This window comes from Klebsiella sp. CSG-1, assembly GCF_056521145.1.
The window spans coordinates 287,074-311,218 of record NZ_JBWNLD010000006.1 but is presented as its reverse complement, the minus strand read 5'-3'; the positions used below and the strand labels follow the sequence as shown (position 1 = coordinate 311,218).

Genomic DNA, 24,145 nt, shown 5'->3' with positions numbered 1-24,145 from the left:
ATTTCTTATTAATCATTTGCTTATTGCTGTGGTAAACCGAAAGTCGCGATCGCGCCAGCGGCGTACTCAGGGGAAAATATAAACCGGAGTCAGGATCGCAAAACGCGGTATTGCTGCTTGATGTGTTACCAGAAGGTGAATAAATATCCTCCCGTCACCCGCCATGAGGAAGCCTTATGTTCTGCGTTACTGCTGCTGCTTCGGAGCACGCTCCGGTTGAGGATACGGATCTGGCCGTGGATGAGCTGAGCCAGATTTGCGAAGGTCTGGCGCGCCAGCGTCCGGAAAACATGCCGTCGTTGCTCAATGCGCTGGCGCTTATCGCGCCGCTGCTGAACGCGATTCCCAATGTGGTCTTTTTTATCAAAGATGCCCAGGCGCGCTACCTGCTGGCGAACCTGACGCTGGCCCGTCGCTGCGGCTTTAAAAGCGTCTCCTCGCTGTTAGGCAAAACCTCGGCCGACGTCTTTCCATCGGCGTTGGGGCAGGGCTATACCGAACAGGATTTGCGGGTGTTGAGAGAGGGGGTGACCCTGCGCGACCAGCTCGAAATGCACCTCTATAACGGACGTGAGCGCGGCTGGTGTCTGACGCAAAAGCTGGCGCTGCGCGATGTTCACGGTCAGGTGATCGGCATGGCGGGGATCTCGCACGATCTTCAGGAGGCGCATGCCCGACACCCGGCGTGGCAGCGGCTGGCGATCGTCGACGATCATATTCGTCGCCACTACCATCGACCGATCACCATGGAAGAGCTGACCGGGTTGAGCGGCATGTCCGTGGCGCAGATCGAACGCTATTGCAAACGGATCTTTCACCTCACGCCGCGGCAAATGATCCATAAGGTCCGCCTCGAAAAAGCCACCGAGCTGCTGGCGGGAGAGACGCCGATTACCGATATTGCGCTACAGTGCGGCTATACCGATCACAGCGCCTTCAGCCGTCAGTTTAAAGCGATGACCGGCTCTACGCCGCGTGATTTTCGCCTGACGCTGGCGGGATAATCGCCGGCTCACACTTTTGTGCGACTGTGCTAATTTCGTCATCGTATTGGAAGAAAACCGACAAGCCGCCGGGTCCATGAAACGTCAATCTGTCAGTGAAAATTCACCATTCATTCACTTTGACTTAACAAAATGACGACAAGGAACCGAGCATGAGCAAAAAAGCGATTCACTGGAGCGGCGTATTCCCGGCAGTCAGCACGCAGTTTCGTCATGATTACTCCCTCGATTTAGACGCCACCCATGCGGTGATGAAAAACCTGGTCAGAGACGGTGTCTCCGGGCTGGTGGTGTGCGGCAGCGTCGGGGAAAATACCTCGCTGACAACCGAGGAAAAACTGCAGATTATTGAAGTGGCAAAGGATGCGGCGGGCGGCAAAATTCCGGTGATTGCCGGGGTCGCCGAGTTCACTACCGCGTTCGCGCAGAAGATGGCGAAAGAGGCCGAGCGCGTTGGCGTCGACGGGATTATGGTGATGCCGGCGCTGGTCTACTCCTCGAAGCCGCACGAAACCGCCGCTCACTTCCGCAGCGTGGCCACCGCCACCGACCTGCCGATTATGGTTTATAACAACCCGCCGATTTACAAGAACGACGTCACGCCAGATATCCTCGCCACCCTGACCGATTGCGACAATATCGTCTGCTTCAAAGACTCATCCGGGGACACCCGTCGTTTCGTCGATCTGCGTAACACCGTCGGCGACCGCTTCGTGCTGTTCGCCGGGCTGGATGACGTGGTGGTGGAGAGCATCGCCGTGGGAGCGGAAGGGTGGATTTCCGGAATGTCGAACGCTTTCCCGCGTGAGGGCGAAACCCTGTTCCGTCTTGCCGCACAGAAACGTTATGACGAAGCCATGGCGCTGTATCGCTGGTTTATGCCGCTGCTGCACCTGGATGCGCGCCCGGATCTGGTGCAGTGCATCAAGCTGTGCGAAGAGTTGCTGGGACGCGGCAGCGCCGTCACCCGTCCGCCGCGCCTGGCGCTGGAAGGGGAGACCCGTCAGCAGGTGGTGAACATCGTGGAACAGGCGCTGGCGACGCGTCCTGTGCTGCCGGACGTGGGCCTGTGAGGCGGGGAGCGACGATGAGCGAAACAGAAATGACGGCGGGTCGGCAGTTTATCGCCGGGCGTCGCGTCGCCAGCGGCGAAGCCACGCTCCTCAGCCTGAAGGCTGAGGATGGCGATGCCACCGGCCACCGTTTTTATCCGGCCTCCCGGGAGGAGGCCGCACTGGCGGCGCAGGCGGCGGCGCAGGCTTTTGCCGCCTATTGCGAAACCTCGCCAGAGACGCGCGCGCGCTTTCTGGAGACCATTGCCGATGAACTGGACCGGCTGGGCGAGACCTTTTTTGCCATTGCCCATGCTGAGACCGCACTGCCGCTGGCGCGTTTACAGGGCGAACGGGCGCGCACCAGCGGTCAGCTGCGAATGTTTGCCGGTCTGCTGCGGCGCGGCGATGTTCTGGGGGCGCGCATTGATACGGCGCTGCCGACGCGTCAACCCTTACCGCGAGCGGATCTGCGCCAGTACCAGGTGGCGCTTGGCCCGGTTGCGGTATTCGGCGCCAGCAACTTTCCGCTGGCCTTCTCTACCGCCGGCGGCGATACCGCCTCGGCGCTGGCGGCCGGTTGCCCGGTGGTGGTTAAGGCTCATCCCGGGCATATGGCAACCGCAGAGCAGACGGCGCTGGCCATCGTGCGGGCGGTGGAGAAATGCGCCTTGCCCGGCGGGGTGTTCAACATGATTTTTGGTACCGATATCGGTGCCGAACTGGTGCGTCATCCGGCGATTCAGGCGGTGGGATTCACCGGCTCGCTGACGGGAGGAAAAGCTCTACTCCAGCTGGCGCAGCAGCGCCCGCAGCCAATCCCGCTGTTTGCGGAAATGTCGGCGATTAATCCGCTGATTATTCTGCCCCAGGCGCTCGCCGCGCGTGCGGCGTCGCTGGCCAAAGATCTGGTGGCGTCGTTTACCCTTGGCGGCGGGCAATTTTGTACCCGCCCGGGCCTGATTCTGGCGCTCAAGGGCGAAGGGCTGGCGCGCTTTAAAGCCGCGTTATGTGAACAGGTTCAGGCCGCGCCCGCTCAGGTTCTGCTCAACGCGCCGACCCTGCACCACTATCGCGCCGGTGTCGAGACGCTCGACGCCTGTCCGGGCGTGCAGCGGCTGGCCAGCGGTGAAGCGGCCGGCGGCCGGCGGGCGCAGGCGTTGTTGTACCTGGCGACGGCGGAGGCGTTCATGGCACCGGATAGCGTGCTGCAAACCGAGGTGTTTGGCCCGCTGTCGGTGCTGGTGGAAGTGGCGGACGAGGCGCAGATGATGGCGCTGGTGAGTACGCTGCAGGGGCAGTTGACGGCGACGCTGCATGCCGATGCGGACGATCGTCCCCTGGCGACGCGTCTGCTGCCGCTGCTCAGCGATAAAGCCGGGCGGGTGCTGTTTAACGGTTATCCCACCGGCGTGGAAGTGTGCGATGCGATGGTGCACGGCGGCCCCTGGCCGGCCACCACCGACGCGCGCGGCACATCGGTAGGGACCCGGGCGATCGAACGTTTTCTGCGGCCGGTTTGCCTGCAGAACGCCCCTGCCGCGTTGCTGCCGCCGGCCTTGCAGGATGCTAACCCTTTGAACCTGCTGCGCCTGGTGAACGGCCAGTGGACCCGGGAAGCGATTTCCCCCTCATGTTGACGGAAGGGCATCACGATGACTATTCACACTACGCATAACAGTCAAACCCGCGTTGCTGAGTCGGGTAAGTTTAAAAAGCAGCTGACCTTAACCGATCTGACGTTTATTGGCCTGGGGGCGATTTTCGGTTCCGGCTGGCTCTTTGCCGCCAGCCACGTCGCGTCGATTGCCGGGCCCGCCGGGATCGCCTCGTGGGTGATCGGCGGCTTTGCGGTTTTGCTGCTGGGTATCGTTTACTGCGAACTGGGGGCGGCGCTGCCGCGCGCCGGCGGGATTATTCGTTATCCGGTCTTTTCGCACGGTGAGCTGATGGGGTATCTGCTGGGTTTTATTACGCTGATTGCCTTCTCAAGCCTCATTTCTATCGAAATTGTCGCCGCCCGTCAGTATGCCGCCGCCTGGTTCCCGGCGCTGACCCAGCCGGGATCCAGCTCGCCGACCCTGTTGGGCTGGGTGGTGCAGTTCCTGCTGCTGTGCTTTTTCTTTGCTCTTAACTACTACAGCGTCAAAACCTTTGCCCGCTCGAATAACTTTATCAGCGTGCTCAAGTTCCTGGTGCCGCTGCTGGTGGTGATTACCCTGTTCACCTTCTTTAAGCCGGAAAACCTGCATACTCAGGGGATTGCGCCGTTCGGTATGTCCGGAGTAGAAGCGGCGATCAGCGCCGGCGGGATTATCTTTGCCTATCTGGGCCTGACGCCGATTATTTCCGTCGCCAGCGAGGTTCAGCATCCGCAGCGTACGATTCCGGTGGCGCTGATTCTGTCGGTGGTGCTGTCGACCATTATCTACGTGCTGCTGCAGCTAGCGTTTCTCGGCAGTATTCCGACGGAAATGTTAAGCGGCGGCTGGGCGGAAGTGAGTAAACAGTTCTCGCTGCCGTATCGCGATATCGCTATCACCCTCGGTATGGGCTGGCTGGCCTTTATGGTGATTAGCGATGCGATCATCTCCCCGAGCGGTACCGGCAATATTTACATGAACGCGACGCCGCGCGTTATCTACGGCTGGGCGAAAGCCGGAACCTTCTTTAAAGCCTTTACCCACATTGATAAAGAGTCCGGCATTCCGCGTCCGGCGCTGTGGTTGACCTTCGGTCTGTCCATCTTCTGGACGCTGCCGTTCCCCTCCTGGGAGCAGCTGATCAGCGTGGTCTCTGCCGCGCTGGTGTTGAGCTATGCGATCGCGCCGGTGACCGCCGCAGGGCTGCGCCGTAACGCGCCGGATCTGCCGCGTCCCTTCCGCGTGCGGGCGTTCGCGATTATTGGGCCGGTGTCGTTCATGATCTCCGCGCTGATCGTGTACTGGTCCGGCTGGACCACGCTCTCCTGGCTGCTGGGGCTGCAAATCGTCATGTTTGTGGTCTACATCCTGTGCAAAGGTAAAGTGCCGGTACATACCGTCAGCCTGGCGCAACAGGTGAAATCCTCGCTGTGGCTGATCGTCTTCTATGCGCTGATCATGCTTTTTTCCTGGCTGGGCAGTTTTGGTGGTACTAATGAGATACCTCACCCCTGGGATACGGTGCTGGTCGCGGTGATGTCGCTGGCAATTTATTACTGGGGCGCGCGCAGCTGTCTCCCCCAGGCTAATTTTAGCGGAGACGAAGAAGAGTAGAGGAGAAGGTCATGGAAACGGTAACCCTGTCGTTACCCGAAGCTTATGCGCTGGCGATGCGGGCGCTGAGCGCTAATGGATTCAACGAGGATCACGCGGCGGCGGTAGCGCGCAACGTCACCGGTGGGGAGCGCGATGGCTGCGCTTCCCACGGCCTGTGGCGGCTGTTGGGAATCGTTGACACCCTGCGTAAAGGTAAGGTCTCCCCGGATGCCGGGCCGCAGATTGACGACCGGGCGCCGGGGATTGTTCGCGTCGATGCCGGCGGCGCGTTTTCGCTGCTGGCGTTTGAGCGGGCGTTGCCGCTGCTGGTGGAGAAGGCTCGCCGCAGCGGTATCGCCGCGCTGGCCATCAACCGCTGCGTGCATTTTTCGGCGCTGTTTGCCGATATTGAACCGTTAACGGATGCCGGCCTGGTCGGACTGGCCTGTACGCCGGGCCATGCATGGGTGGCGCCTGCGGGCGGCAGCCTGCCGCTGTTTGGCACCAATCCCGTCGCCTTTGGCTGGCCGCGGGGAGATAAGCCGCCGTTTATTTTTGATATGGCCACCAGCGTGGCGGCGCGCGGCGAGATTCAGTTGCATCAACGTGCCGGGAAAGCGTTGCCGGAAGGATGGGGGATTGATAGCCAGGGTCAGCCGACCACGGACGCCGGAGAGGTGCTGGCCGGGGCGATGCTGACCTTTGGCGGCTACAAAGGCTCAGCGCTGGCGGCGATGGTCGAGCTGCTTGCCGGGCCGCTGATTGGCGATATGACCAGTGCGGAATCGCTGGCGTGGGACGGTGGCGCGGGCGGGCTACCCTATGGCGGAGAGCTGATTCTGGCGCTGGATCCGCAGCGGTTCCTCGGCGCGGAGGCTGATGCGCATCTGGCTCGCGCGGAGACGCTGTTTAACAGCATGCAGGCGCAAGGGGCGAGACTCCCGGGCGAACGGCGCTATCTCTGCCGTCAGGAGAGTGAACGGCAGGGCGTCACCATTAGCCGTTCGTTATTTGATGAGATTTCCGCGTTGAGCGAGTAGTTGAGCCGCCTGCGGATTTGTCGGGGCCCGGGCAACGGGAGGGCGGTGGTTTCCCCGGTGGCGCGATGCCTGGCGACGGGAGAATGGGTTTTCTGGCAGCCAGATAAGGCGTCAGCCGCTATCCGGGAACGTCATCAGAACAAGGTGTCCAGCTCCTCGGACGGGGGGCTCGTCATCGACCGGCCGCAGGGGGTCACCTTGTCGAAGCTCAGACACGGATGGCGGTGCCAAACACCACCATGCCGCCGATTTGCATATCGCAGCCCTGACCGGAAACGGCTTACAGCGTCAGGCGCATGGCGCAGCGCGTTTCCGGCGGCAGACCGTGTTCCGTTTCCAGCTCCCTTTTCGCCGCCAGTCCCGCCGGCAGCCTTAGCTCGCTCAGCATTGAAAATCCCAGACGCGTGTAAAACGGCGCGTTCCACGGCACGTCGCGGAAGGTGGTGAGCGTGACCGCCGGATACGCCGCCTGCCGGGCGGTCTTAATGACCTGCTCCAGCATCATGCGGCCAATGCCTCGTCCCTGCCACGCCTGATGAACGGCGATCTCGACGATAAACAGCGCATCATCCAGCGGTTCGCTCAGCAGGAAGCCTATCGGTTGTTCATCGGCCACGGCCAGCAGGCTATGGTCAGTTTCAAGGAACAGCCGGTGGCGCTCGGGGCTTATTACTTCGCTTTCCGCCAGCCAGGCTAGCGCCGGGATCTGGCGAAAAGACTGGGCCGCCGAGCGCTCAATCGCGGGCAGGAGAGGTATGTCGCGCTCTTGAGTCAGGCGTAACGTCGCGGCGGCAGTTATAGTGTTAGTTTTCATCACCTCAGCATAGCAGCCTCCGGGAGAAATGTATGGAGCTTACCGCCGTTTCCGCTACCCAGTTCAGCGTTGCGCAACTCACGACGATCCTCAGCGACTGTTTTGAAGATTACCTGGTGCCGGTTTCGCTGCCGCTGGCGGTGTTCGTTCAGCGCTTCAGCTCTGAGGGGCTGAGCCTGCTTGATTCCTGCGTCTGGCTGGATGGCGAGACGCCGGCGGCAATCGCCATCGTGGCCCGGCGCGGCGATGAGGCGAGGCTGGCGGCCTTTGCGGTGCGTCCGGCCTGGCGTGGAAAAGGCATGGGCCGTCGGCTGATGACACCGCTCATGACCTCGCTACGCGAGCAGGGCGTGCGGCGGATGTGGCTGGAGGTGATCCGCGAAAACTATGCGGCGGTGGCGCTGTACCAGTCGTTAGGCTTTGTTGTACATCATGGGCTATGCGGATTTGTCAGTACCCGGGCAGAGGATGCCGCGGCAGCGGTGCTGGAAGAGGGCGATGTGCTCCCTCTGCTGCGCAGAGCCGGAGCGGAGATCAATGGTCGTCTGCCGTGGCTGATGGACCCGTTTACCTTCGCTACGCTGCCATGCCGGACGCTCACTCTGAATCAGCAGGCTTTTGCGGTGCTGGCAACCTTAACCTCCACGCCGCAGCTACAGTTTTTGTGGGTTGAGCCCTCCGTTCGCGGCCGCGGACTGGCGCATGAGATGCTGAGGGCGCTGGCCCGGCAGTTCCCCGGCCTGAGTACTTCGGTGATCATTCCCGAATCATTTACGCCGCTGTTTAGCGCGGCGGGGTATGCGACCCTGGCGCTAAAGCAGTATGAGATGTGCGCGGAGTTCAGCGGGTAACCGCCTGCCGAATGCTAGCGAATGCGCCCCGGTTCAGGTCATGAGCCGGGGCGGCAGAGTTAACCGTCGCTTTTTACCACTTTAAGATCCACCATGCCGATTCCCAGCTGACGCGGCGCGTGGCCAAGGATATTCCCTTCGTTGGTGGACTGCGGATCCGGCGGGACGATAATCAGCGTATCGCTGCGTGACGGGTTGTCGAAATGTAGCGTGGTGGTGGAGACCTCGTTGGCCAGGGTGAGGATCTGTTCACTGTTGCCCACGCGGACCGGGATCGGTTTATTGGCGTTCGGCCCGTAGGCTTTGGCGGTAATCACCAGATCGAATTTTTCCGGTAGCGGTTCTTTATATTCAATCTTCACTTCGCTGCCGAGCTGGGCGTTGGACCAGCGGCCCCACGATTCCGGACGGGAAATCCCGCTGAACTGCCTGACCTCTTCCGGCGCTCCGGCAACGTTAAAGACAAAGCTGTCGGCTTTGTAACGAATATCGTTATCGACGATCTTCAGGGTATCGACGTTGCCTTTGTAGCGCTCCATATCGATAACGGTATCTTTAAACGCCGTTTTTCCCTGCCACCGGGGCTTATCAACATGCTGCACCTTCTGTTCGCCGCCGAGCTGGCCCTGGGAAACGCACCAGTCGGTGGAGAGTGCCAGTTCAGAGGACCACAGCTGGCCCATTTTGTAGCAGCGATCGATCCACACGAAGTTATCCCGTGGGGCAAAATCGGCCAGCTGGAAGCGCAGCGGGGCGGAATATTCGCTCTCCGGCAGCGGCTCAACGCGTTTATCGGATACCCGCAGCAGCAGGGGGAGGCGGAAATGGCTGCCGGAGAATGAGATGGTGTTCTTTTGGCTGTCGATGGTGAAGTCTTTCATCTCTTTCGGGAAGTTCCACAGGCGGATGATATCCGGTTTCCATGCCAGCACTTTCTCTTTCATATTCATGAAAATACCGGACAGCGATTGCCCGGACAGGCTGCTGCGGCCCAGACCGATAAAGTTATCGCCGCCAAGGATGTCCAGCACCGTGGCGCCGTTGTCCATGGTATTGCGCTTCACGGCCAGCGTCTCCTGCTGCGGCTGGTCGCCGCGCAGAACAAAGAACAGGTTGCTGCGATCCTGCTTGTTGAGATAGTCCCAGGCGGTGTTTTTCATCGCCAGATGATCGGAAGAGACCACGATGACCGTATTTTTGAAATACGGGGAGGCTTTGATTTTCTCAATCAACGCCGCGATATGCTCCTGACTACAGGTGACCGCGCTAAAGGAGAGGTTCTTTTTCCCGCCGATATCATAGCTTTTACGCTGGCAGGTGCGGGAGATAAAGCCGTCCGGATGGTGGGTGTCGACCGTCAGCGCAAAGAGCGAGAAGCGTTTACCGGATTGAGAAAGCTCTTCGAATTTTTTCCAGGTTTCATCCAGAACGGTGTCATCGTAGAAGCCCCAGTCATTGCGGTAAGCGGGGTCGGCAACCGTGCTTTTCAGCTCTTCAGCGCCGTACAGGTAGTCAAAACCGTGGGATTTCAGGAACACATCTTTGCCGGCGAAACGCAGGTTGGCGCCCTGCACGAAATAGTTTTCATAGCCGGAGTTTTTCAGAATGTCGCCGAGGCAGATATTCTGCGGGAAGAAGCTGGAGACCGAGGCGGAGGCGTTGCCTTCAAACGGCGCAAACAGCGGAATACCGCACTGGGAAGCCACCATGCCGGCGATGGTGTAATCGGTACCCGGAAGCTGGGTGGTGTTGCTGAAATCGAGTCCTTCGTTTTTTAGTTTGCCGAGTTCGGGCGTCAGGTCGGGAAAGGCGTCGTTATCAAAATAGGTGCGTTCGAGGCTTTCCCCGTAGATATAGACCAGGTTCAGCTTCGGGTTCGGAATGCTCTTCGCCGGCTCTTTGTAATAGGCGATAAAATCGGGATCGCCGTCGCGGGACTGCGATTTGACCAGTTCGCTGATTTGACGAAACGCCGGGCTGGCATCCACGGAGGCCAGCGCCAGCACCAGTGCCAGCAGGCTGTAGCCGAAGTGATGAGGATGGTGGCGGCGACGACGCAACACCCATCCCAGCGCGCTGAATACGGTCACCAGCGCCGCCACCAGCCCGACGCCGGGAAGAATATATTTACTGACGCCGGCCCCGGTCAGGCTGTTGGTCAACGTATAGAGGACCGCGTCGTTAATACCGTCCCCGGTGAAGTAGTCGCTGGCATAGAGGGTAATATTAAGAACCACAAACAGCCCCAGCACCGTTAACGTGGCGGCAAACCACCAGGTGTTACGACCGGCTTTTAAGGCATAAATCACCACCGAGGTGAGGAACAAGGCGATGGATAACAACTCTGACACAATTCATCCTCATTAGCGCCAGTTGACCGCTGGCAGGATAGACTATTTTCCACGCTACACTGTAATTGCAGTGCCATATGGCTGCAATTGTAGAGTCATGAAACTGTGCAGTAGTTCAGAATTGGTTTAGAAATGGTCATTTTTGATCGGGGTCACATCCCTCAACCACGGGATTGTGTGCTGAAGAATGACGAAAATCATGGCTGCGGCCGCGTTAACAGCGCTAAGGCAGTAAACGCGGCATCAGTGAAAAAAATCAGGAGAGGAAGTTAACGCCCTGTTTTAAGACCAGATCGCAGGCTTTGGTTTTTACTTTCTCCGCCAGCGGGCTGCTGCCGAGCGTGTTGAGGTTCAGCTGCTGACCGCTATTATTGCTCAGAAGCCCCTGCAACCCTTCCAGATAGCTGGTGTCCTCTTTCTGTTTTTCCGGCGTGCTGAGGCCGAGTTTATCCAGAACCTGATTTTTGACGTTTTCCGTGTTGGTGACCGAGGCCAGTTTTTGTTTGGCACAGTAGGACATAATCCCGGCGGCATTGTTCATGCTGCTGGCGGTCAGGGACTGATTGCCGCCGTTCAGCAGGCTGGTCAGCGAGGACATCGACAGGGCGCCGCTTTCCTGAGAGCCGCTCTGGCTGCTAAGCTGGCTGGCGGCGCTGGAGAGGGAGTCCTGCCAGGAAGCCGCGTGGGCGCCGGCGGTAAAAAATACGCCGGCAATCAAGGTCGTGCGGAATAAGAGTTTTGCAGATTTCATCAGTGTACTCATCATGGTTACTTAAGCATTTCTGCAGTATAACCCCGGCAGGGTTCGGAAATATCTCAATACTCTTTGCCGGTGACCCGATGACGATAGCTGTCCCAGTTGAAGATGACCCACAGGCTGTTGCCAAGACGCATACGATCCATGACGCGCTCGCCGAGCAGCTTGTTCATCTCGTCCATGTTGCTGTTGGTCAGCATCCCGGTCGGGCGCTTTGAGGAGGATCGGCGATCGACGATCTGGTTGATGATCACTTTTTCGTAGCGCGACTCCGTCTGCATCCCGATCTCATCGATCACCAGCAGATCGACCTTGCTCAGATCGTTAAGGAGCTGTTCTTCGCTGGTTTCCCGATTGCCAAACGTCTCTTTCATCGCCGACATAATATCAGCGACGGTGATGATCAATACCGATTTCCCGCGTAGCAGCAACTCGTTGCAAATGGCGGCAGCCAGATGGTTTTTGCCGGTGCCGGGTTTGCCGGAAAAGATGAAACTGGCGATGTTGCCATCAAACTCTTCAACGTACTGGCGTGCCCTGGACAGCGCGTTCATCTGGCCTTCGCACTCGACCCGGTAGTTTTCAAACGAACAGTTCTGGTGCAGCGGACGGATGCCGGAGCGGTTAAACGTCCGCTGCATTTTCATGGCGCGGTTTTCGCGCTCCAGCGCTTCAGAACGCAGTTTGCCCTGCTCTTTTTGCCAGGCCAGCAGCTCTTCGCCGGTTTTAAACGCCGGTTCGACATGGGCTGGCATCATTTTTTGCAGACGCTTCATCAGGTCGCCAACGTTTTTCATGCTCATCCTCTGAAACCTCGTGGAATATGGCTATCCGGTTCGCTGACCGTATTCACATCGCGCCGCGGCTGGCCGCCGTTGCTGGCCCGGCCGATCTGTACGCTGCGCGCCAGCTTTTGCTGCCATTGCACATGATGAAAGACTTTGCCTTCCGCCTGCCAGTAGGCGACAAACGCCGCCAGCTCTTCCGGCGTCACCGGTTGGCTGAGGGCGATGCCCCAGAGCGCGGCCATGCGCTGGAAATCCGCGTCCGGCTGCCAGTCGGCATACATGGCGAATTTCCCCACGGGGATAGCGGTTGGCGCTGCGCTGGGTTCGTCGAAAAACTGCGTATCGAGCGCAACATCGCTGCCGGGGCGAGCCAGTTTTGCTTCCAGTTCCAACAGTTGCGCCAGGCGTTCCGGCGTGAGCGCGTAGAACGCCGGGGCATTGTTGGCAAACACGGCAACCGCGCCGCTGGCCGATTTTGCGAGAACGGCCGCGTGGTCCTGAATAAAATCATCCAGGCCGCTAAAATCGGTGGTTAATATTCGCGAAGACATAACACTATCTCAATTCTGAACAACAATAGAGAGGGGTCATCGCCCCCGGATACCTGTCGTCTTTCAGGCGCTTTATTGCTGACTACGGGCGTTAATCCGACCCGCTGGCTTCAGGCAGCGGGTCGGGATCGCCTCTGCTGTCGCAGTAAAGCAAACTGAAATCCATTGGCTATAGTAGCACAGCGTCGGGCCAAATCCCTGCTATACCCGTGGGCGCTTACGGTACAGCCAGAGACCCGGAATGGAAAGACCGATAGAGAGGGCGCCAACGATGGAGGAGGCCTTGAGGAAATTACTCAGCAACATGATCATCATCTCTTCCGAGTAGCCAAAATGGCTGATTTTCACCGCCGAGATCATTGCCGTATAGGCGGAAATTCCGGGGAACATCGGGATCACGGCCGCGACGGTGAAAATTTTGGGATGCGCCAGGTACCAGCGGGACCATTGAATGCCGATGCTGCCAACCAGCAGAGCGGCGAGGAACGTTGCCCACTCAATATTGAACCCTGCGGTCATCATCACCATGCGCGAACCGTGGCCGATTGCTCCCAGCAGCGCACACCAGCGCAGCGCGCGCTGCGGTACGTTAAACACCATAGCAAACCCGGCGGCCGGAATGGCCGACAGCGCCATATCCTGAAGCAGCGTGAACAGATACGAAATTATGCCCATCCGCGTAGCCCCCACATGGTCATTGCCATCACCACGCCAATACAGGTGGCCAGCGTCAGCAGGCTGGCCAGCGCCCAGCGCGCCAGGCCGGTATTGATATGCCCTTTAAACATATCCGCAACGGCGTTAATCAGAGGGAAGCCGGGCACCAGCAGCAGCACGCTGGCGGCCATCGCCACCGTTGACGTGTTGGTAAAGGCGGGAAGGCGCAGCATCAACCCGGAGATGGTGGTGGCGACAAAGGCGGTGATACAGAAGTTTATCTGCGGATGCATCGAGCGATGGGTCAGGAGCTGACGAATATACATGGCGATAGTGCTGGCGCAGAAGGTGACCAGCGCACCGTCCCAGCCGCCGTTGTTGAGCTTGCAGAAACAGGCGCAGGAGAGTCCCACCATCAGAACCACCAGCCAGCGCGGATAGCGCAGCGGCTTAATCTGCGTAAAGCGCTTCTCCACATCTTTATAATCCAGCAGCTTATGCTCGGCCATAATCACAATATGCTGCACTTCCGTCACTACGTGCATATTGATGCCGCGATCGACGTTTTTACGCGTAGAGGTCAGGCACTCGCCGTCTTTAATCGTCGTGAGCACAATTGCATTCGAGGAGATGGCGCTTTCAACGCTGTCCATGCCGAGCGCCCGCCCCAGACGAGTCGAGAGCTCCTCAACCAGCGCGCTCTCTGCGCCATGCTGTAACAAGAAAAGTCCACACTGAATACATAGTCGCGTAATTGTGCGCTGAACTGCCCGATCTGCTTGCATAAGTACCCGCTGTCCGTCACATCCGATGCCGTCATGTCTGTTGATACTTTAACCTGAACTCGCGCTTTCTCTGAGGGGGAGCGGATCAAACAATGTGCAAAAAGTCTCCGCAGGCGGCCGAAATAGAATTTGAACTCCGCCACACTTCTTTAAAACTGTTGAAAAGTGCATTTTTTGCACGGATTTTTGCCTTCTTTTTCTCGCCCGGGTTATCAAAAATGCAGGAGGGAACTTTTATTAAACAAAAAACAAACAAATAATTAACTGCTGAGAGTGAGGCAATCCTATGAAAACACAGGTCGCGATTATCGGGGCTGGCCCCTCCGGGCTGCTGCTGGGGCAACTGTTGCATCGTGCCGGGATCGAAACCGTTATTCTCGAGCGGCAAACGCCGGACTATGTGCTGGGGCGTATTCGGGCGGGGATTCTGGAAAGCGGCACCGTCGGTCTACTGCGAGAGGCCGGAGTATCGCAGCGCATGGATGCAGAGGGGCTGGTGCATCATGGGGTTGAGTTTTTATTTGAGGGGCAGCGGGTACCGGTTGCGCTGACGGAGCTGACCGGTGGAAAAAGCGTGATGGTATACGGCCAGACCGAAGTGACCCGGGATTTAATGGCGGCTCGGGCTGACTGCGGCGCACCGATCATTTATGGCGTCAGCGAGGTGATGATTCAGGATGCGAAGAGCGATCGGCCGTCAGTCTCCTTCGTCAGCGGCGGGGAAATCTGCCGCCTGGAGTGTGATTTTATCGCCGGTTGCGATGGTTTTCACGGTGTCTCGCGACAAAGCATCCCGCGTGAGATTCTTAAAGAGTATGAAAGCGTCTGGCCGTTTGGCTGGCTGGGTCTGTTGTCAGACACGCCGCCGGTTAACCCGGAGCTGATTTATGCTCACCATGAACGGGGATTTGTTTTATGTAGTCAGCGCTCACTAACAAGAAGCCGCTACTATTTGCAGGTGCCGCTGAGCGACAAGGTTGACGCATGGTCGGACCAACGTTTCTGGGACGAGCTGAAGCGCCGCCTGCCGGATGAGCTGTCTGGCAAGTTAGTGACTGGTCACTCACTTGAGAAAAGTATTGCGCCGCTGCGCAGCTACGTGGTGGAGCCGATGCAGTACGGGCGGCTGTTCCTGGTGGGCGATGCGGCGCATATCGTGCCGCCGACCGGAGCAAAAGGGCTGAATCTGGCCGCTTCCGATGTGAACTATTTGTGGCGCATTCTGCGGGAGTATTATCACCGCGGCCGCACCGATCTGCTGGCGAGCTATTCTCGTTTTGCTCTTGATCGGGTGTGGAAAGGGGAGCGGTTCAGCTGGTTCATGACTCGCCTGCTGCATGATTTTCCGCAGCAAAGCGAGTTCGATAAAAAAATGCAGGCGGCAGACCGTCGCTATTACCTCGGATCGCGCGCCGGGTTGACCACCATAGCAGAAAACTATGTGGGTTTGCCCATGGAGCGAGTGGCGTAGGTAATCAACAGCTGGAGTTGTCATGCAGGACACCAATACCGTTCCCGTTTTTAAATTATATGGCGAAGAGCGCGACTGGCCTACGCCCGATCTCCTGCACTGCGAGTCGATTGTGCAGCGCAGCAGCCTGTATGAGTGGCATATCCGCATGCATCAGCATGCGGAGATGGTGCAGTTGCTCTATTTACATAAAGGCAGGGCGGAGATCGAAATTGAAGGGACAACTACCGTGATGACCGAATCCTGTATTCAGGTGGTACCGGCGTTGTGCATTCATGGGTTTCGTTTTTCACCCGGCACTCAGGGTTATGTTCTGTCGCTGGCGCTGCCGCTGCTCAGCCATTTTGAACGCCAGTTTGGCCGCCAGCTTGATGTTCTCGCTCAGCCGCAGTGCGTGCCCGTAAAGCACTCTCGCGGGCATATCCGTGCGCTGTTTACAGCACTACGGGAAGAGTATTGCGAAGAGCTGGATGCCCGGGAAATGATGCTGCACTCGCTCTTAGGCGCGCTGCTGGTTTGGCTGAACCGGCAGTGCCTCCCGACGTCGGTCGCCGAAGGGAAAGCGGAACGAAAGCGCAGCGTCATGCGTCATTTCTCTCGCCTTATTGAAAGCCATTACCGGGAACATCTGCCGCTGGCAGAATATGCCCGCCAGGTTGGGCTGTCGGCGACGCACCTCAATTATTTGTGCCGTGAATTTCATGGCTGCAGTGCTCTGGGTGTTTTGCACCAAAGACTGATGCTGGAGGCGCGGCGTAATTTGCAATATACCACGATGACTGTGACTCAACTTTCTGATTACTTAGGGTTTTCAGATGCAACTTATTTTTCCCGTTTTTTTCGTCGCTATAGTGGCGTGTCGCCAAAAACATTCAGGAATGAAATTAAATAAACTCTGATGTGATAGGTTTGCGTAATTCTTTCTAAAGTCTGCTTTCATTTTTTCTAATTTATTGTTGCTCTTTATGTATGCTAATGTCGTTTATTGCGAAGGCCAGCAATGCAATTCCCCACACTAACATTTGGTACAGAGCGTAGGGCCGAAACGTTCGCCAGGGGTGACACAGATTCACCTGGCAAAATAATATTATGGTTGCCAGGGGGCCATCTGTTTTATGCCAGACGTGAATCTTCTACAGAAAACGGAGGATTTATGTTACCAGGACATGATCAGTACGGCATCATCATCAGCAAACTTCCGGTTATGCAGTCCGGTTTAAAAACAATCACCAGTGAATGTCTCCCCGACTATATATTCAGCCGCTGCCGTTCGCCGGAGGAACTCACGCTAACCGAACTGGGTCGAACCCGGCTGGTCATTGTCGACCTGTCCGGCGTTCTCAGCCAGCCTCAGGAAGTTTGTGAATATTATTGTTTTTTAATGACTCAGTATAAAGATATTCATTGGGTTTATATTATCGGACGCGCCAGCGATCGCGAGGCTCAGATATTTTTAGCTCGCGATAACAGTACATTAGTTTCCGACACGGCGCCGGTGGCACGTTTAGGTGCAGCGATATGCACGGGAGGAGCGAGGCGCCCGGAGGAGTCGTCTGCCTCCAGTACTAAAGCGACTTTTCTCAATACGCAAACCGATACGGTGTCGATGAGCCCGGAGATGGTAAGCACTTTGACTTTATCTGAACGCAAGGTTTTACGGCTGCTGGCAAAGGGCTGGGAAATTAATCAAATAGCCTTCTTATTGAAAAAAAGTAATAAAACGATTAGCGCGCAAAAGAATAGCGCCATGCGCCGTTTATCCTTGAATGGCAATGCGCAGATGTATGCCTGGATTAATAGCGAACAAGGGATGAAAGAGTTAAATATATCCTCAGAATATGGAGAGTCGCAGGAATGGAGAAGCGTAACGAAGCGCAACGCATTGCTGTCATCGAACAGTGCGTGATGACCGAGACGGCGCTTCGTTTTATCTTAAACGATCGTTATAACGAAAATAGTGGCGTTCATTTTTTCAAAGATGTTCAGTCATTGACGCAAATGATGAATATCAGGCATGTCACTGCGATTATTTTTTCACTTTCCGGTCATCGTCAGCTGCGACTGGATAGTTTACTTTTTTTTCAGGAGGCTGCTTATACCCATCCGAATATTCTGCGAATTATTCTGGCGAATAGCGGAGAAGAGCGTGACTTAATTACTCAACTGGTGCCATTTCACCTGCACGGCGTGTTAAATAAATCCTGCGGTCGTGAAACGTTGCAGGAGCAGCTATTTCAGCTACTTGAGCAGCAACTCGCCCCTCTTAACGAACCAGCCAGCCGCAAGGCGCTATACGGTCATCGCCTCAGTTCAATCGAGCAAACAATCCTTCGCTATATCGCCTGCGGCCATTCATTGTCAGAGATAGCGGTTCAGCTGGACCGGAATATCAAAACCATTCATGCCCACAAATACAATGCGATGGCCAGGCTGGGCATCAGCTCAGCTCTCGGTCTGCTGAGCGCAGCCGATATTCTGATCCATCTCCCGCCGCCGTGCGGCGGAGATGCTGCGGAGGCAGGGATAGCGTAGCTGTGCTTCAGGGATTCTACTGGCAAACATCAATCCAGGTGGCTTCGGTCAACTGCGCCATTCTGTCCGGTGAAATGCGTACTGCGCTATGGATAGCGCCTGCGGCCGGTAAGACTTCCGGGTACTGTTTTAGCGAAATATCGCAGTAGATCGCCAGCGGATTTTCCAGCCCGAAAGGGCACACGCCGCCCACCGGATGCCCGGTCAATATCACCACCTCGTCACTGCTGAGCATGCGCGCTTTCGCGCCAAATGCGTCCTTCAGTTTTTTATTATCCAGCCGGGCGTTGCCGCTGGCGACGACAAGGATGACCTGTTCTTTCACTTTTAATGAAAGGGTCTTGGCGATTTGCCCTGGTTCGACATGATGCGCGGCGGCTGCCTGGGCAACGGTGGCCGTACTTTGATTCAGTTCGATGATGTCGATATCGGGGGCATGTTCGGCAAAAAACTGCCGCACGGACTGCAGGCTCATTGGGATCTCCTGATTAATGACCGATTTAATCTGTCACAAGCCCGGTGGAGTGTAAATATTGTTGATTGAGAATCAGGAATTATTCCAATTTCTGGATCTTCTTCACAATCACCGTAACCGGTTACTGTAACCGGTTGCTGTTCTGCTCGCTCAGATGAATACTGGATGGGTAACTTCCCTGTATCACATATAACAAAGAGCCGTGTATGAATCGTGCTGACTTGAACAGTATAGAGAATGGAATGGCCGGCGTGGTTGTCCGTTCACAGAACAACTTTCATCACAACGGCAGAATAATCGTTGTTGGGCCAGTATCTAAAGCCTGTCAGGAGGGCTGCTATGTCTGCTAACCATGCTGCGTTTAATCTGATATTTCGCTTTGTAGAAAATTATATAAGCCCTGTCGCCGGGCGAATCTCGTCGCAGCGCCACGTGATGGCTATCCGTGACGGTTTTATCTCGGCAATGCCGTTTATGATTGTCGGGTCATTCCTGCTGGTCTTTGCCTACCCGCCGTTTTCGCCAGATACGACCTGGGGGTTTGCGCGCGCCTGGCTGGATTTGGCGAAAGAGTTTGAAGGGCGGATTCTGACGCCGTTCGATATGACGATGGGCATTATGTCTATCTACATTTGTGCCGCGATCTCTTATAACCTCGGCAAGCACTATGAGAAGACCAATCAGCTCGATCCCTTTATGTGCAGCATGTTGTCCATTATGGCTTTTCTGCTGGTGGCAGCGCCAAAAACGAACGGCACCCTGCCGGTCGACAGCCTCGGCGGCACGGGGATTTTTACGGCGATTCTGGTGGCCGTGTACTGCGTTGAAATGATGCGTTTCCTGAAGGCGCACAATATCGGTATTCGCCTGCCGGATCAGGTGCCGCCGATGATCAAAAACTCCTTTGATCTGCTCATTCCGGTACTGGTGGTGGTGCTGACGCTCTATCCGCTCAGCCTGTTTATTCAGCACCATTTTGACATGCTTATTCCGCAGGCCATCATGGCCATCTTTAAACCCCTGGTATCCGCAGCGGACTCGCTGCCGGCGATTTTACTGGCGGTGCTGATCGGCCATTTGCTGTGGTTCGCCGGGATCCACGGCGCGGCGATTGTCTCTGGCATGCTGCAAATGTTCTGGCTGACTAACCTCGGGATGAACCAGCAGGCGCTGGCTCAGGGCGCGCCGCTGCCGCATATCTTTATGGAGGCGTTCTGGACTTTCTTTATTGTTATCGGGGGGTCTGGCGCCACAATGGGGCTGGTCTTCTGCTACCTGCGCAGCCGGTCGGCGCATTTGCGTTCAATCGGTCGACTGAGCGTCGTGCCAAGCCTGTTTAATATTAATGAGCCGGTTATTTTCGGCACCCCTATCGTCATGAACCCGGTCTTCTTTATTCCGTTCCTGCTGGCGCCGATGGTTAACGCCATATTGGCCTGGGCGGCGATGAAGCTGGATCTGATTGGGCGAGTGATTTCAGTTGTACCGTGGACGGCTCCGGCGCCAATTGGCGGCGCGTGGGCATTGGGCTGGGATTTCCGGGCGGCAATACTGGTGGTTATTCTGGCCTGCGTCTCGGCGATTATCTACTTCCCGTTCTTTAAGGTATATGAGAAACAGCTGCTGGCGCAGGAGGCTGAAGAAGCTCAGCGCATGGAAGAAGAGAGCCAACAGACAGCATAAGATAACCGGCGGGCGGTCCGCATGCCGCCCGCCGTGAATGGCATTATTTCAGCGTGCAGTCCCCGCACTGATGAACGTCTGGCAGACGATTACGTTGACAGCAGGTGCGGCGCACCAGCAATCCTTCGCGTAAAATCACCGTTCGCCACAGCGGATTGTCCTGGCCATCGGCAAACTGCTTTTCAAAGAAGCAGTGTTGACGCAGGGCTGTAACCTGCTCGTCACCCAGCAGCGCTTTCATTTCCCCCAGATACCAGTTGATCAGATAGCCGGTATTGCTCCAGATAAGCTTGCCATTGATATCTCCGGTTGCTTCCAGCGCCTGTACCACCGGCAGCAGGGCGTTGGTCACCAGCGTTTCCATACGCGTTTGCGGCGAATGGCTTCTGGCGGAGGAGTCTGCCTTGACATCGATCCAGAAGCAGGCCGCGCGGCCCGTTTCGTGAAATTCAACGCGAAAACGCTCCGGCGCGACGCTGATAGCGGTCTCTTCACTGAGCAGCGCCAGCATCAGCGGAGGCACCAGCAGGCCGATGTACCATTGCGCCCAAAGTGAGAGCAGCGGCTTTTGTTCACGCGGCATCGTCGGCTGGTTGCGATAGATATGATCGGACCAGGTGGCCAGCAGGGAGCTGAGTACCGTGGGCGCAGACCATTCAGCGAGCGTCAATGCGCATGGCGGGGCCTCTTCATCCAGGCGAAGAAAATCCAGCAGATGAGGACGAAGGGTGGTGATTTTTTCCCGAATCGCATTCGCCAACGCATCTTCGGCCGGCAGCAACGGAGCCTGCCAGATGATGTCGATGTCATTGCGGAATGAAGCAGAACGGTAAACCATCAAATCGCCAGATATGAATCTAAATGAGAATGATTAGTGATACTAGTTAGTTGTCCGGGCGATGGCAAGATATTTGTCTGCGCCGCGTGCGCTGTACCACGCGGCGGCGGGGCGGGATCAGCTGGCGAGAATAATGTTGCGGCCTTGGCCTTTGGCTTCGTAGAGCGCCGTATCGGCTCTTTTCAGGGCGCCATCGATATCGGAATCCATGAGAGGCGTCATGCCAATACTGATGGTGACATTGGTGGCGACGCTTTCATTAAACATATGGGGAATTTTCAAATCGTAGACCTGCTGGCGGATACGCTCTGCGGCCAGCGAAGCCGCTTCCGTGGTGCTGTTTGTTAACAGCACCATAAACTCTTCACCACCAAAGCGCGCGACAATATCACGCGATCGTACGGCATTGCGAATCGCGGCGGAGACCTGAATCAATGCCTGATCGCCCATCATATGGCCATAGTGGTCGTTGTAGGCTTTAAAGTGGTCAATATCCAGCAGCAGTACATGATGGTCACTGTCACTCACCGCCAGAAGGGTATCCAGGCGGTTCTGCAGGCCGCGCCGGTTATATAAGCCGGTGAGAGGGTCCAGCATACTCAGATCGTTCAGGGTGTTGCGTTCCTGCAGTAATTTATCCATCAGCCCCTGGGTAAAGGCATCGCTGCGTTTTTGAATGATGTTTTGCAACGTAATGCCGGCAATGGGGAGCGTGAGACAATACAACATACGTAACCACTGTTCACCTTCGGCAAGGAACAGACAGGCGATAAATGTGGGTAAAGAGTGCAGGGTAAAGGCAGTGATATTATTGGGGAATGCAATAGCGCCAATAAACAATATGCTTAATAACGCAATGACCAGAAAGTTAAAATGAGGCGCTGGCAGTAACAATGCTTTTTCCGTTATATGCGAGGCCCACAGCACACCAAATATCAGAGAAATAAAAGGAATATTTATTTTGCGCTGTGAAAACTTCCAGTGCCATAGCGCCAGGGCGGCGCTGAGAATAACGATCAGGACGCAGGGAAGGGTAAAGCTGACAGGGGTATACAGCGGACTGACTAGCGAGAAAACCGCAGAAATAAAAGTCAGCAGCAAAAAGAGCCGTAAGGAATATTGATATTTTTTGTCATAATGTTTTTGCCAGGATTGTGCAGTCATATTGGGCGTGTCGTTATTAGTCATTAAATTTCAAAATGATGGCTGCCAAAAATGAACGATAAAAAGCACTGCACACAGTGCGGTTTTTGCGAAATAATCAAATATTTTAATACATTAGTACGGCGCGTTTAATTTATCACCTTCACCGATCTATGTCATCAGGCCGAACGTAAAGAACGAAATATCCTGACAGGCAAAACATGAAAAATGATAAAGGCTATCATATGATATTGGTTATCATTATCGATTGGAAAGGTGAGAACATGTTGCAGCGAGCTTTGGGCAGTGGATGGGCAGTGCTGTTGCCTGGGATACTGGTTGCTGCACTGGGAGGGGCTGGTCTGTCGGTAGATGCCTGGCGTGGGCTGGTTACGGTCGGGCTATTGATGACGGCATTGATGATCTGGCACCGGCGCTTACGGCATTTCGTACTGTTACCGTCATGCGTGGCGTTAATCAGTGGAATCATGCTGATGGCGTTGAATTTGAAACTGATGGGGTAATACAGAGAAGGGTAAGAATATTGGTGCGAGGGGGGGGACTTGAACCCCCACGTCCGTAAGGACACTAACACCTGAAGCTAGCGCGTCTACCAATTCCGCCACCTTCGCACAGTATTCTTAATTTTTGATATCGCCTCGTTGGTGCGAGGGGGGGGACTTGAACCCCCACGTCCGTAAGAACACTAACACCTGAAGCTAGCGCGTCTACCAATTCCGCCACCTTCGCACAGTGCGAGCGATATCTGCGTGGTTTATGGTGCGAGGGGGGGGACTTGAACCCCCACGTCCGTAAGGACACTAACACCTGAAGCTAGCGCGTCTACCAATTCCGCCACCTTCGCATACCATCGACACTATGAAAGTATCGTTACCACGGAGGCGCATTCTAGTGGTTTTCAGCTATTCGTCAATAGTTAATTGTGTGGCCTGGATTGATTGTTGCAAAAATGGTCGAATTTGCGGAGGGAGAACCGGCGGCGGGGTTGCCCTGCCGCCGGAGAAGACAAAAAATTATTTTTTCGCCTGACGGGTCATGACGGTACGGTAAACCTTAAAGCGACCGGTTTGGGCAATCACTTCATGGAAGCCGAAGACTTCATCCAGCACATCCGGATACGGCAGGAAGGCGTTGGCGACAATACGCAGCTCCCCGCCGCTGTTCAGATGACGGACCGCGCCGCGAATCAGCGTTTGCGCAGCTTCCTGGCTGGTCTGCAGGCCATCATGGAACGGTGGGTTGGAGATAATCATGTCGAAGCGACCGTTCACTTCGGAGAACACATTGCTGGCGAACACGTCACCTTCAATGCCGTTGGCGGCGAGCGTTGCGCGGCTCGCTTCGACCGCTGGCGCGCTGACGTCGCAGAGCGTCAGGCGGACCTTCGGCGAGTGGCTGGCCAGTACGGTCGCCAGCACGCCTGCGCCGCAGCCAACATCGAGCACTTTACCTTTGGTGTGCGGCGTCAGCGTTGAGAGCAGCAGCTGGCTGCCAATGTCCAGTCCGTCACGGCTGAATACGCCTGGCAGCGTTTTAATGGTCAGATTTTCCAGCGCGTATTCGCCCCAGTACTGCTGCGGATCGAACGTCGGCTGTTTTTCCAGACGCCCGTGATACAGCCCGCAGCGACGTGCGCTGTCCACTTTCGTCAGGGGGACATATTCGGCCAGCATCTGTTCGGCGCTGCGAACGCCGCTGCGGTTTTCACCGACGACGAAAACGTCAATCCCGACCGGCAGCAGCGACAGCAGGTTCATCAATTGAAACTGCGCTTCCGGTTTGTTCTTTGGCCAGTAGTAAATCAGCGTATCGCAATCGGCAACGTCGCTGGCTTCGGCTACCAGACTAAAACGTACGTTTTCGCCCATCTGGCCGTTCAGGGCTTGCCAGTGGTGAAACTGTTGGGTGTGGGCGCGGCTGGCCGCGGTGTCCAGACGTGCGGGCAGGTCATCCTGCAGGTCACCGGCAAACAGAACGCGTGCGGGTTCGAAATCATCACTGTGGCGCAGCAAGACTTCACTTGCCGGGGTAAAAGCAGACATGAAACACTCCTTCATTAAGACTGGCGCCGATTATACACGTTATCCAGAATG

The 24,145-nt window shown here is 56.4% G+C and carries 23 protein-coding genes and 3 tRNA genes; 12 read left to right on the top strand and 14 right to left on the bottom strand.

Annotation, left to right across the window (positions count from 1 at the left end; genetic code table 11):
• The first annotated feature begins 176 nt into the window (after positions 1-176).
• From AC007G_RS17015 to AC007G_RS16995, 5 genes are all read left to right on the top strand, one after another.
• Entirely contained in the window at positions 177-1,004 is an 828-nt protein-coding gene (locus tag AC007G_RS17015; RefSeq protein WP_032689601.1) for an AraC family transcriptional regulator, read from the top strand.
• A gap of 152 nt (positions 1,005-1,156) precedes the next feature.
• Entirely contained in the window at positions 1,157-2,077 is a 921-nt protein-coding gene (locus AC007G_RS17010) for a dihydrodipicolinate synthase family protein (protein ID WP_032689600.1), read from the top strand.
• A gap of 14 nt (positions 2,078-2,091) precedes the next feature.
• Positions 2,092-3,696: an aldehyde dehydrogenase (NADP(+)) gene (locus AC007G_RS17005; RefSeq protein WP_142630975.1), complete on the top strand. Its 1,605-nt coding sequence runs from the start codon at positions 2,092-2,094 to the stop codon at positions 3,694-3,696.
• A gap of 15 nt (positions 3,697-3,711) precedes the next feature.
• The gene (locus tag AC007G_RS17000; RefSeq protein ID WP_046853121.1) at positions 3,712-5,313 is read left to right on the top strand and encodes an APC family permease; all 1,602 of its coding nucleotides are present in this window, start codon (positions 3,712-3,714) and stop codon (positions 5,311-5,313) included.
• 11 nt (positions 5,314-5,324) lie between these two features.
• Positions 5,325-6,335, top strand: coding sequence for an Ldh family oxidoreductase (locus tag AC007G_RS16995; protein ID WP_032698211.1), 1,011 nt, complete (start codon positions 5,325-5,327; stop codon positions 6,333-6,335).
• Positions 6,336-6,615: 280 nt separating this feature from the next.
• On the opposite strand, the gene AC007G_RS16990 is transcribed toward AC007G_RS16995, so the two are convergent.
• Positions 6,616-7,149, bottom strand: coding sequence for a GNAT family N-acetyltransferase (locus tag AC007G_RS16990; RefSeq protein WP_032689598.1), 534 nt, complete (start codon positions 7,147-7,149; stop codon positions 6,616-6,618).
• Positions 7,150-7,181: 32 nt separating this feature from the next.
• On the opposite strand from AC007G_RS16990, the gene AC007G_RS16985 reads away from it, so the two are divergent.
• On the top strand, positions 7,182-8,000 hold the full coding sequence (locus AC007G_RS16985; protein ID WP_142630976.1) for a GNAT family N-acetyltransferase: 819 nt from the start codon (positions 7,182-7,184) through the stop codon (positions 7,998-8,000).
• Positions 8,001-8,059: 59 nt separating this feature from the next.
• On the opposite strand, the gene opgB is transcribed toward AC007G_RS16985, so the two are convergent.
• From opgB to AC007G_RS16955, 6 genes are all read right to left on the bottom strand, one after another.
• A complete protein-coding gene (gene opgB / locus AC007G_RS16980) occupies positions 8,060-10,351 on the bottom strand; it encodes a phosphatidylglycerol--membrane-oligosaccharide glycerophosphotransferase (protein WP_032689596.1) in 2,292 nt (763 codons plus the stop codon).
• Between the two features lie 256 nt (positions 10,352-10,607).
• Positions 10,608-11,102 (bottom strand): YjjA family protein, encoded by a 495-nt coding sequence (locus AC007G_RS16975; protein WP_032689595.1) that lies wholly within the window; start codon positions 11,100-11,102, stop codon positions 10,608-10,610.
• 65 nt (positions 11,103-11,167) lie between these two features.
• Positions 11,168-11,905, bottom strand: coding sequence for a replicative helicase loader DnaC (dnaC, locus tag AC007G_RS16970; RefSeq protein WP_015585195.1), 738 nt, complete (start codon positions 11,903-11,905; stop codon positions 11,168-11,170).
• Positions 11,906-11,907: 2 nt separating this feature from the next.
• On the bottom strand, positions 11,908-12,447 hold the full coding sequence (gene dnaT / locus AC007G_RS16965; protein WP_032697935.1) for a primosomal protein DnaT: 540 nt from the start codon (positions 12,445-12,447) through the stop codon (positions 11,908-11,910).
• Between the two features lie 201 nt (positions 12,448-12,648).
• Positions 12,649-13,122, bottom strand: a complete 474-nt coding sequence (locus AC007G_RS16960; protein WP_032689593.1) for a threonine/serine exporter — start codon at positions 13,120-13,122, stop codon at positions 12,649-12,651.
• Positions 13,113-13,889: a threonine/serine exporter family protein gene (locus tag AC007G_RS16955; protein ID WP_032689592.1), complete on the bottom strand. Its 777-nt coding sequence runs from the start codon at positions 13,887-13,889 to the stop codon at positions 13,113-13,115. Before AC007G_RS16955 ends, AC007G_RS16960 begins: the two co-directional genes overlap by 10 nt.
• A 286-nt stretch (positions 13,890-14,175) precedes the next feature.
• Here AC007G_RS16955 and pobA point away from each other — a divergent pair, with 286 nt between their 5' ends.
• The 4 genes from pobA to bglJ all read left to right on the top strand — a co-directional run bounded on the left by pobA (position 14,176) and on the right by bglJ (position 17,892).
• Positions 14,176-15,360: a 4-hydroxybenzoate 3-monooxygenase gene (gene pobA / locus AC007G_RS16950; RefSeq protein WP_032689591.1), complete on the top strand. Its 1,185-nt coding sequence runs from the start codon at positions 14,176-14,178 to the stop codon at positions 15,358-15,360.
• A 22-nt stretch (positions 15,361-15,382) separates the two neighbouring features.
• Complete coding sequence (locus tag AC007G_RS16945; protein WP_032689590.1) at positions 15,383-16,252, top strand: helix-turn-helix domain-containing protein; 870 nt, start codon at positions 15,383-15,385, stop codon at positions 16,250-16,252.
• Positions 16,253-16,513: 261 nt separating this feature from the next.
• Positions 16,514-17,266, top strand: a complete 753-nt coding sequence (locus AC007G_RS16940; RefSeq protein ID WP_064385483.1) for a helix-turn-helix domain-containing protein — start codon at positions 16,514-16,516, stop codon at positions 17,264-17,266.
• Positions 17,215-17,892, top strand: coding sequence for a DNA-binding transcriptional activator BglJ (gene bglJ / locus AC007G_RS16935; protein WP_032689588.1), 678 nt, complete (start codon positions 17,215-17,217; stop codon positions 17,890-17,892). Before AC007G_RS16940 ends, bglJ begins: the two co-directional genes overlap by 52 nt.
• A gap of 16 nt (positions 17,893-17,908) precedes the next feature.
• Here bglJ and AC007G_RS16930 read toward each other — a convergent pair whose 3' ends face one another.
• Positions 17,909-18,367, bottom strand: a complete 459-nt coding sequence (locus AC007G_RS16930) for a YbaK/EbsC family protein (RefSeq protein ID WP_032689587.1) — start codon at positions 18,365-18,367, stop codon at positions 17,909-17,911.
• 339 nt (positions 18,368-18,706) lie between these two features.
• Between AC007G_RS16930 and AC007G_RS16925 the strand changes: the two genes are divergently transcribed.
• Positions 18,707-20,050, top strand: a complete 1,344-nt coding sequence (locus AC007G_RS16925; protein WP_032689586.1) for a PTS sugar transporter subunit IIC — start codon at positions 18,707-18,709, stop codon at positions 20,048-20,050.
• Positions 20,051-20,093: 43 nt separating this feature from the next.
• On the opposite strand, the gene fhuF is transcribed toward AC007G_RS16925, so the two are convergent.
• Positions 20,094-20,888 carry a siderophore-iron reductase FhuF gene (fhuF, locus tag AC007G_RS16920; RefSeq protein WP_032689585.1) on the bottom strand — a complete coding sequence of 265 codons (795 nt, stop codon included), beginning with the start codon at positions 20,886-20,888 and terminating at the stop codon, positions 20,094-20,096.
• A gap of 117 nt (positions 20,889-21,005) precedes the next feature.
• Positions 21,006-22,052 (bottom strand): GGDEF domain-containing protein, encoded by a 1,047-nt coding sequence (locus AC007G_RS16915; protein ID WP_032689584.1) that lies wholly within the window; start codon positions 22,050-22,052, stop codon positions 21,006-21,008.
• A 263-nt stretch (positions 22,053-22,315) separates the two neighbouring features.
• Here AC007G_RS16915 and AC007G_RS16910 point away from each other — a divergent pair, with 263 nt between their 5' ends.
• Complete coding sequence (locus tag AC007G_RS16910) at positions 22,316-22,555, top strand: DUF1435 domain-containing protein (protein ID WP_032689583.1); 240 nt, start codon at positions 22,316-22,318, stop codon at positions 22,553-22,555.
• A 21-nt stretch (positions 22,556-22,576) separates the two neighbouring features.
• Here the strand turns inward: AC007G_RS16910 and AC007G_RS16905 are convergent.
• The 4 genes from AC007G_RS16905 to rsmC all read right to left on the bottom strand — a co-directional run bounded on the left by AC007G_RS16905 (position 22,577) and on the right by rsmC (position 24,094).
• A tRNA-Leu gene (locus tag AC007G_RS16905) sits at positions 22,577-22,663 on the bottom strand.
• Positions 22,664-22,694: 31 nt separating this feature from the next.
• Positions 22,695-22,781, bottom strand: a tRNA-Leu gene (locus AC007G_RS16900).
• 28 nt (positions 22,782-22,809) lie between these two features.
• Positions 22,810-22,896: transfer RNA gene (locus tag AC007G_RS16895), tRNA-Leu, on the bottom strand.
• 169 nt (positions 22,897-23,065) lie between these two features.
• Positions 23,066-24,094 carry a 16S rRNA (guanine(1207)-N(2))-methyltransferase RsmC gene (rsmC, locus tag AC007G_RS16890; RefSeq protein WP_032697940.1) on the bottom strand — a complete coding sequence of 343 codons (1,029 nt, stop codon included), beginning with the start codon at positions 24,092-24,094 and terminating at the stop codon, positions 23,066-23,068.
• Positions 24,095-24,145 lie beyond the last annotated feature (51 nt).

Excerpts from the sequence above, each read along its gene's own strand:
- AC007G_RS16995 (WP_032698211.1), top strand. The coding sequence starts at position 5,325 with ATGGAAACGGTAACCCTGTCGTTACCCGAAGCTTATGCGCTGGCGATG.
- dnaC (WP_015585195.1), bottom strand. The coding sequence starts at position 11,905 with ATGAAAAACGTTGGCGACCTGATGAAGCGTCTGCAAAAAATGATGCCA.
- AC007G_RS16945 (WP_032689590.1), top strand. The coding sequence starts at position 15,383 with ATGCAGGACACCAATACCGTTCCCGTTTTTAAATTATATGGCGAAGAG.
- AC007G_RS17005 (WP_142630975.1), top strand. The coding sequence starts at position 2,092 with ATGAGCGAAACAGAAATGACGGCGGGTCGGCAGTTTATCGCCGGGCGT.
- bglJ (WP_032689588.1), top strand. The coding sequence starts at position 17,215 with ATGGAGAAGCGTAACGAAGCGCAACGCATTGCTGTCATCGAACAGTGC.
- rsmC (WP_032697940.1), bottom strand. The coding sequence starts at position 24,094 with ATGTCTGCTTTTACCCCGGCAAGTGAAGTCTTGCTGCGCCACAGTGAT.
- fhuF (WP_032689585.1), bottom strand. The coding sequence starts at position 20,888 with ATGGTTTACCGTTCTGCTTCATTCCGCAATGACATCGACATCATCTGG.
- AC007G_RS16975 (WP_032689595.1), bottom strand. The coding sequence starts at position 11,102 with ATGAAATCTGCAAAACTCTTATTCCGCACGACCTTGATTGCCGGCGTA.
- AC007G_RS17010 (WP_032689600.1), top strand. The coding sequence starts at position 1,157 with ATGAGCAAAAAAGCGATTCACTGGAGCGGCGTATTCCCGGCAGTCAGC.
- AC007G_RS16910 (WP_032689583.1), top strand. The coding sequence starts at position 22,316 with ATGTTGCAGCGAGCTTTGGGCAGTGGATGGGCAGTGCTGTTGCCTGGG.
- AC007G_RS16925 (WP_032689586.1), top strand. The coding sequence starts at position 18,707 with ATGTCTGCTAACCATGCTGCGTTTAATCTGATATTTCGCTTTGTAGAA.
- AC007G_RS17015 (WP_032689601.1), top strand. The coding sequence starts at position 177 with ATGTTCTGCGTTACTGCTGCTGCTTCGGAGCACGCTCCGGTTGAGGAT.
- AC007G_RS16985 (WP_142630976.1), top strand. The coding sequence starts at position 7,182 with ATGGAGCTTACCGCCGTTTCCGCTACCCAGTTCAGCGTTGCGCAACTC.
- AC007G_RS17000 (WP_046853121.1), top strand. The coding sequence starts at position 3,712 with ATGACTATTCACACTACGCATAACAGTCAAACCCGCGTTGCTGAGTCG.
- dnaT (WP_032697935.1), bottom strand. The coding sequence starts at position 12,447 with ATGTCTTCGCGAATATTAACCACCGATTTTAGCGGCCTGGATGATTTT.
- AC007G_RS16955 (WP_032689592.1), bottom strand. The coding sequence starts at position 13,889 with ATGCAAGCAGATCGGGCAGTTCAGCGCACAATTACGCGACTATGTATT.
- AC007G_RS16990 (WP_032689598.1), bottom strand. The coding sequence starts at position 7,149 with ATGAAAACTAACACTATAACTGCCGCCGCGACGTTACGCCTGACTCAA.
- AC007G_RS16960 (WP_032689593.1), bottom strand. The coding sequence starts at position 13,122 with ATGGGCATAATTTCGTATCTGTTCACGCTGCTTCAGGATATGGCGCTG.
- AC007G_RS16940 (WP_064385483.1), top strand. The coding sequence starts at position 16,514 with ATGTTACCAGGACATGATCAGTACGGCATCATCATCAGCAAACTTCCG.
- AC007G_RS16930 (WP_032689587.1), bottom strand. The coding sequence starts at position 18,367 with ATGAGCCTGCAGTCCGTGCGGCAGTTTTTTGCCGAACATGCCCCCGAT.
- pobA (WP_032689591.1), top strand. The coding sequence starts at position 14,176 with ATGAAAACACAGGTCGCGATTATCGGGGCTGGCCCCTCCGGGCTGCTG.
- AC007G_RS16915 (WP_032689584.1), bottom strand. The coding sequence starts at position 22,052 with ATGACTGCACAATCCTGGCAAAAACATTATGACAAAAAATATCAATAT.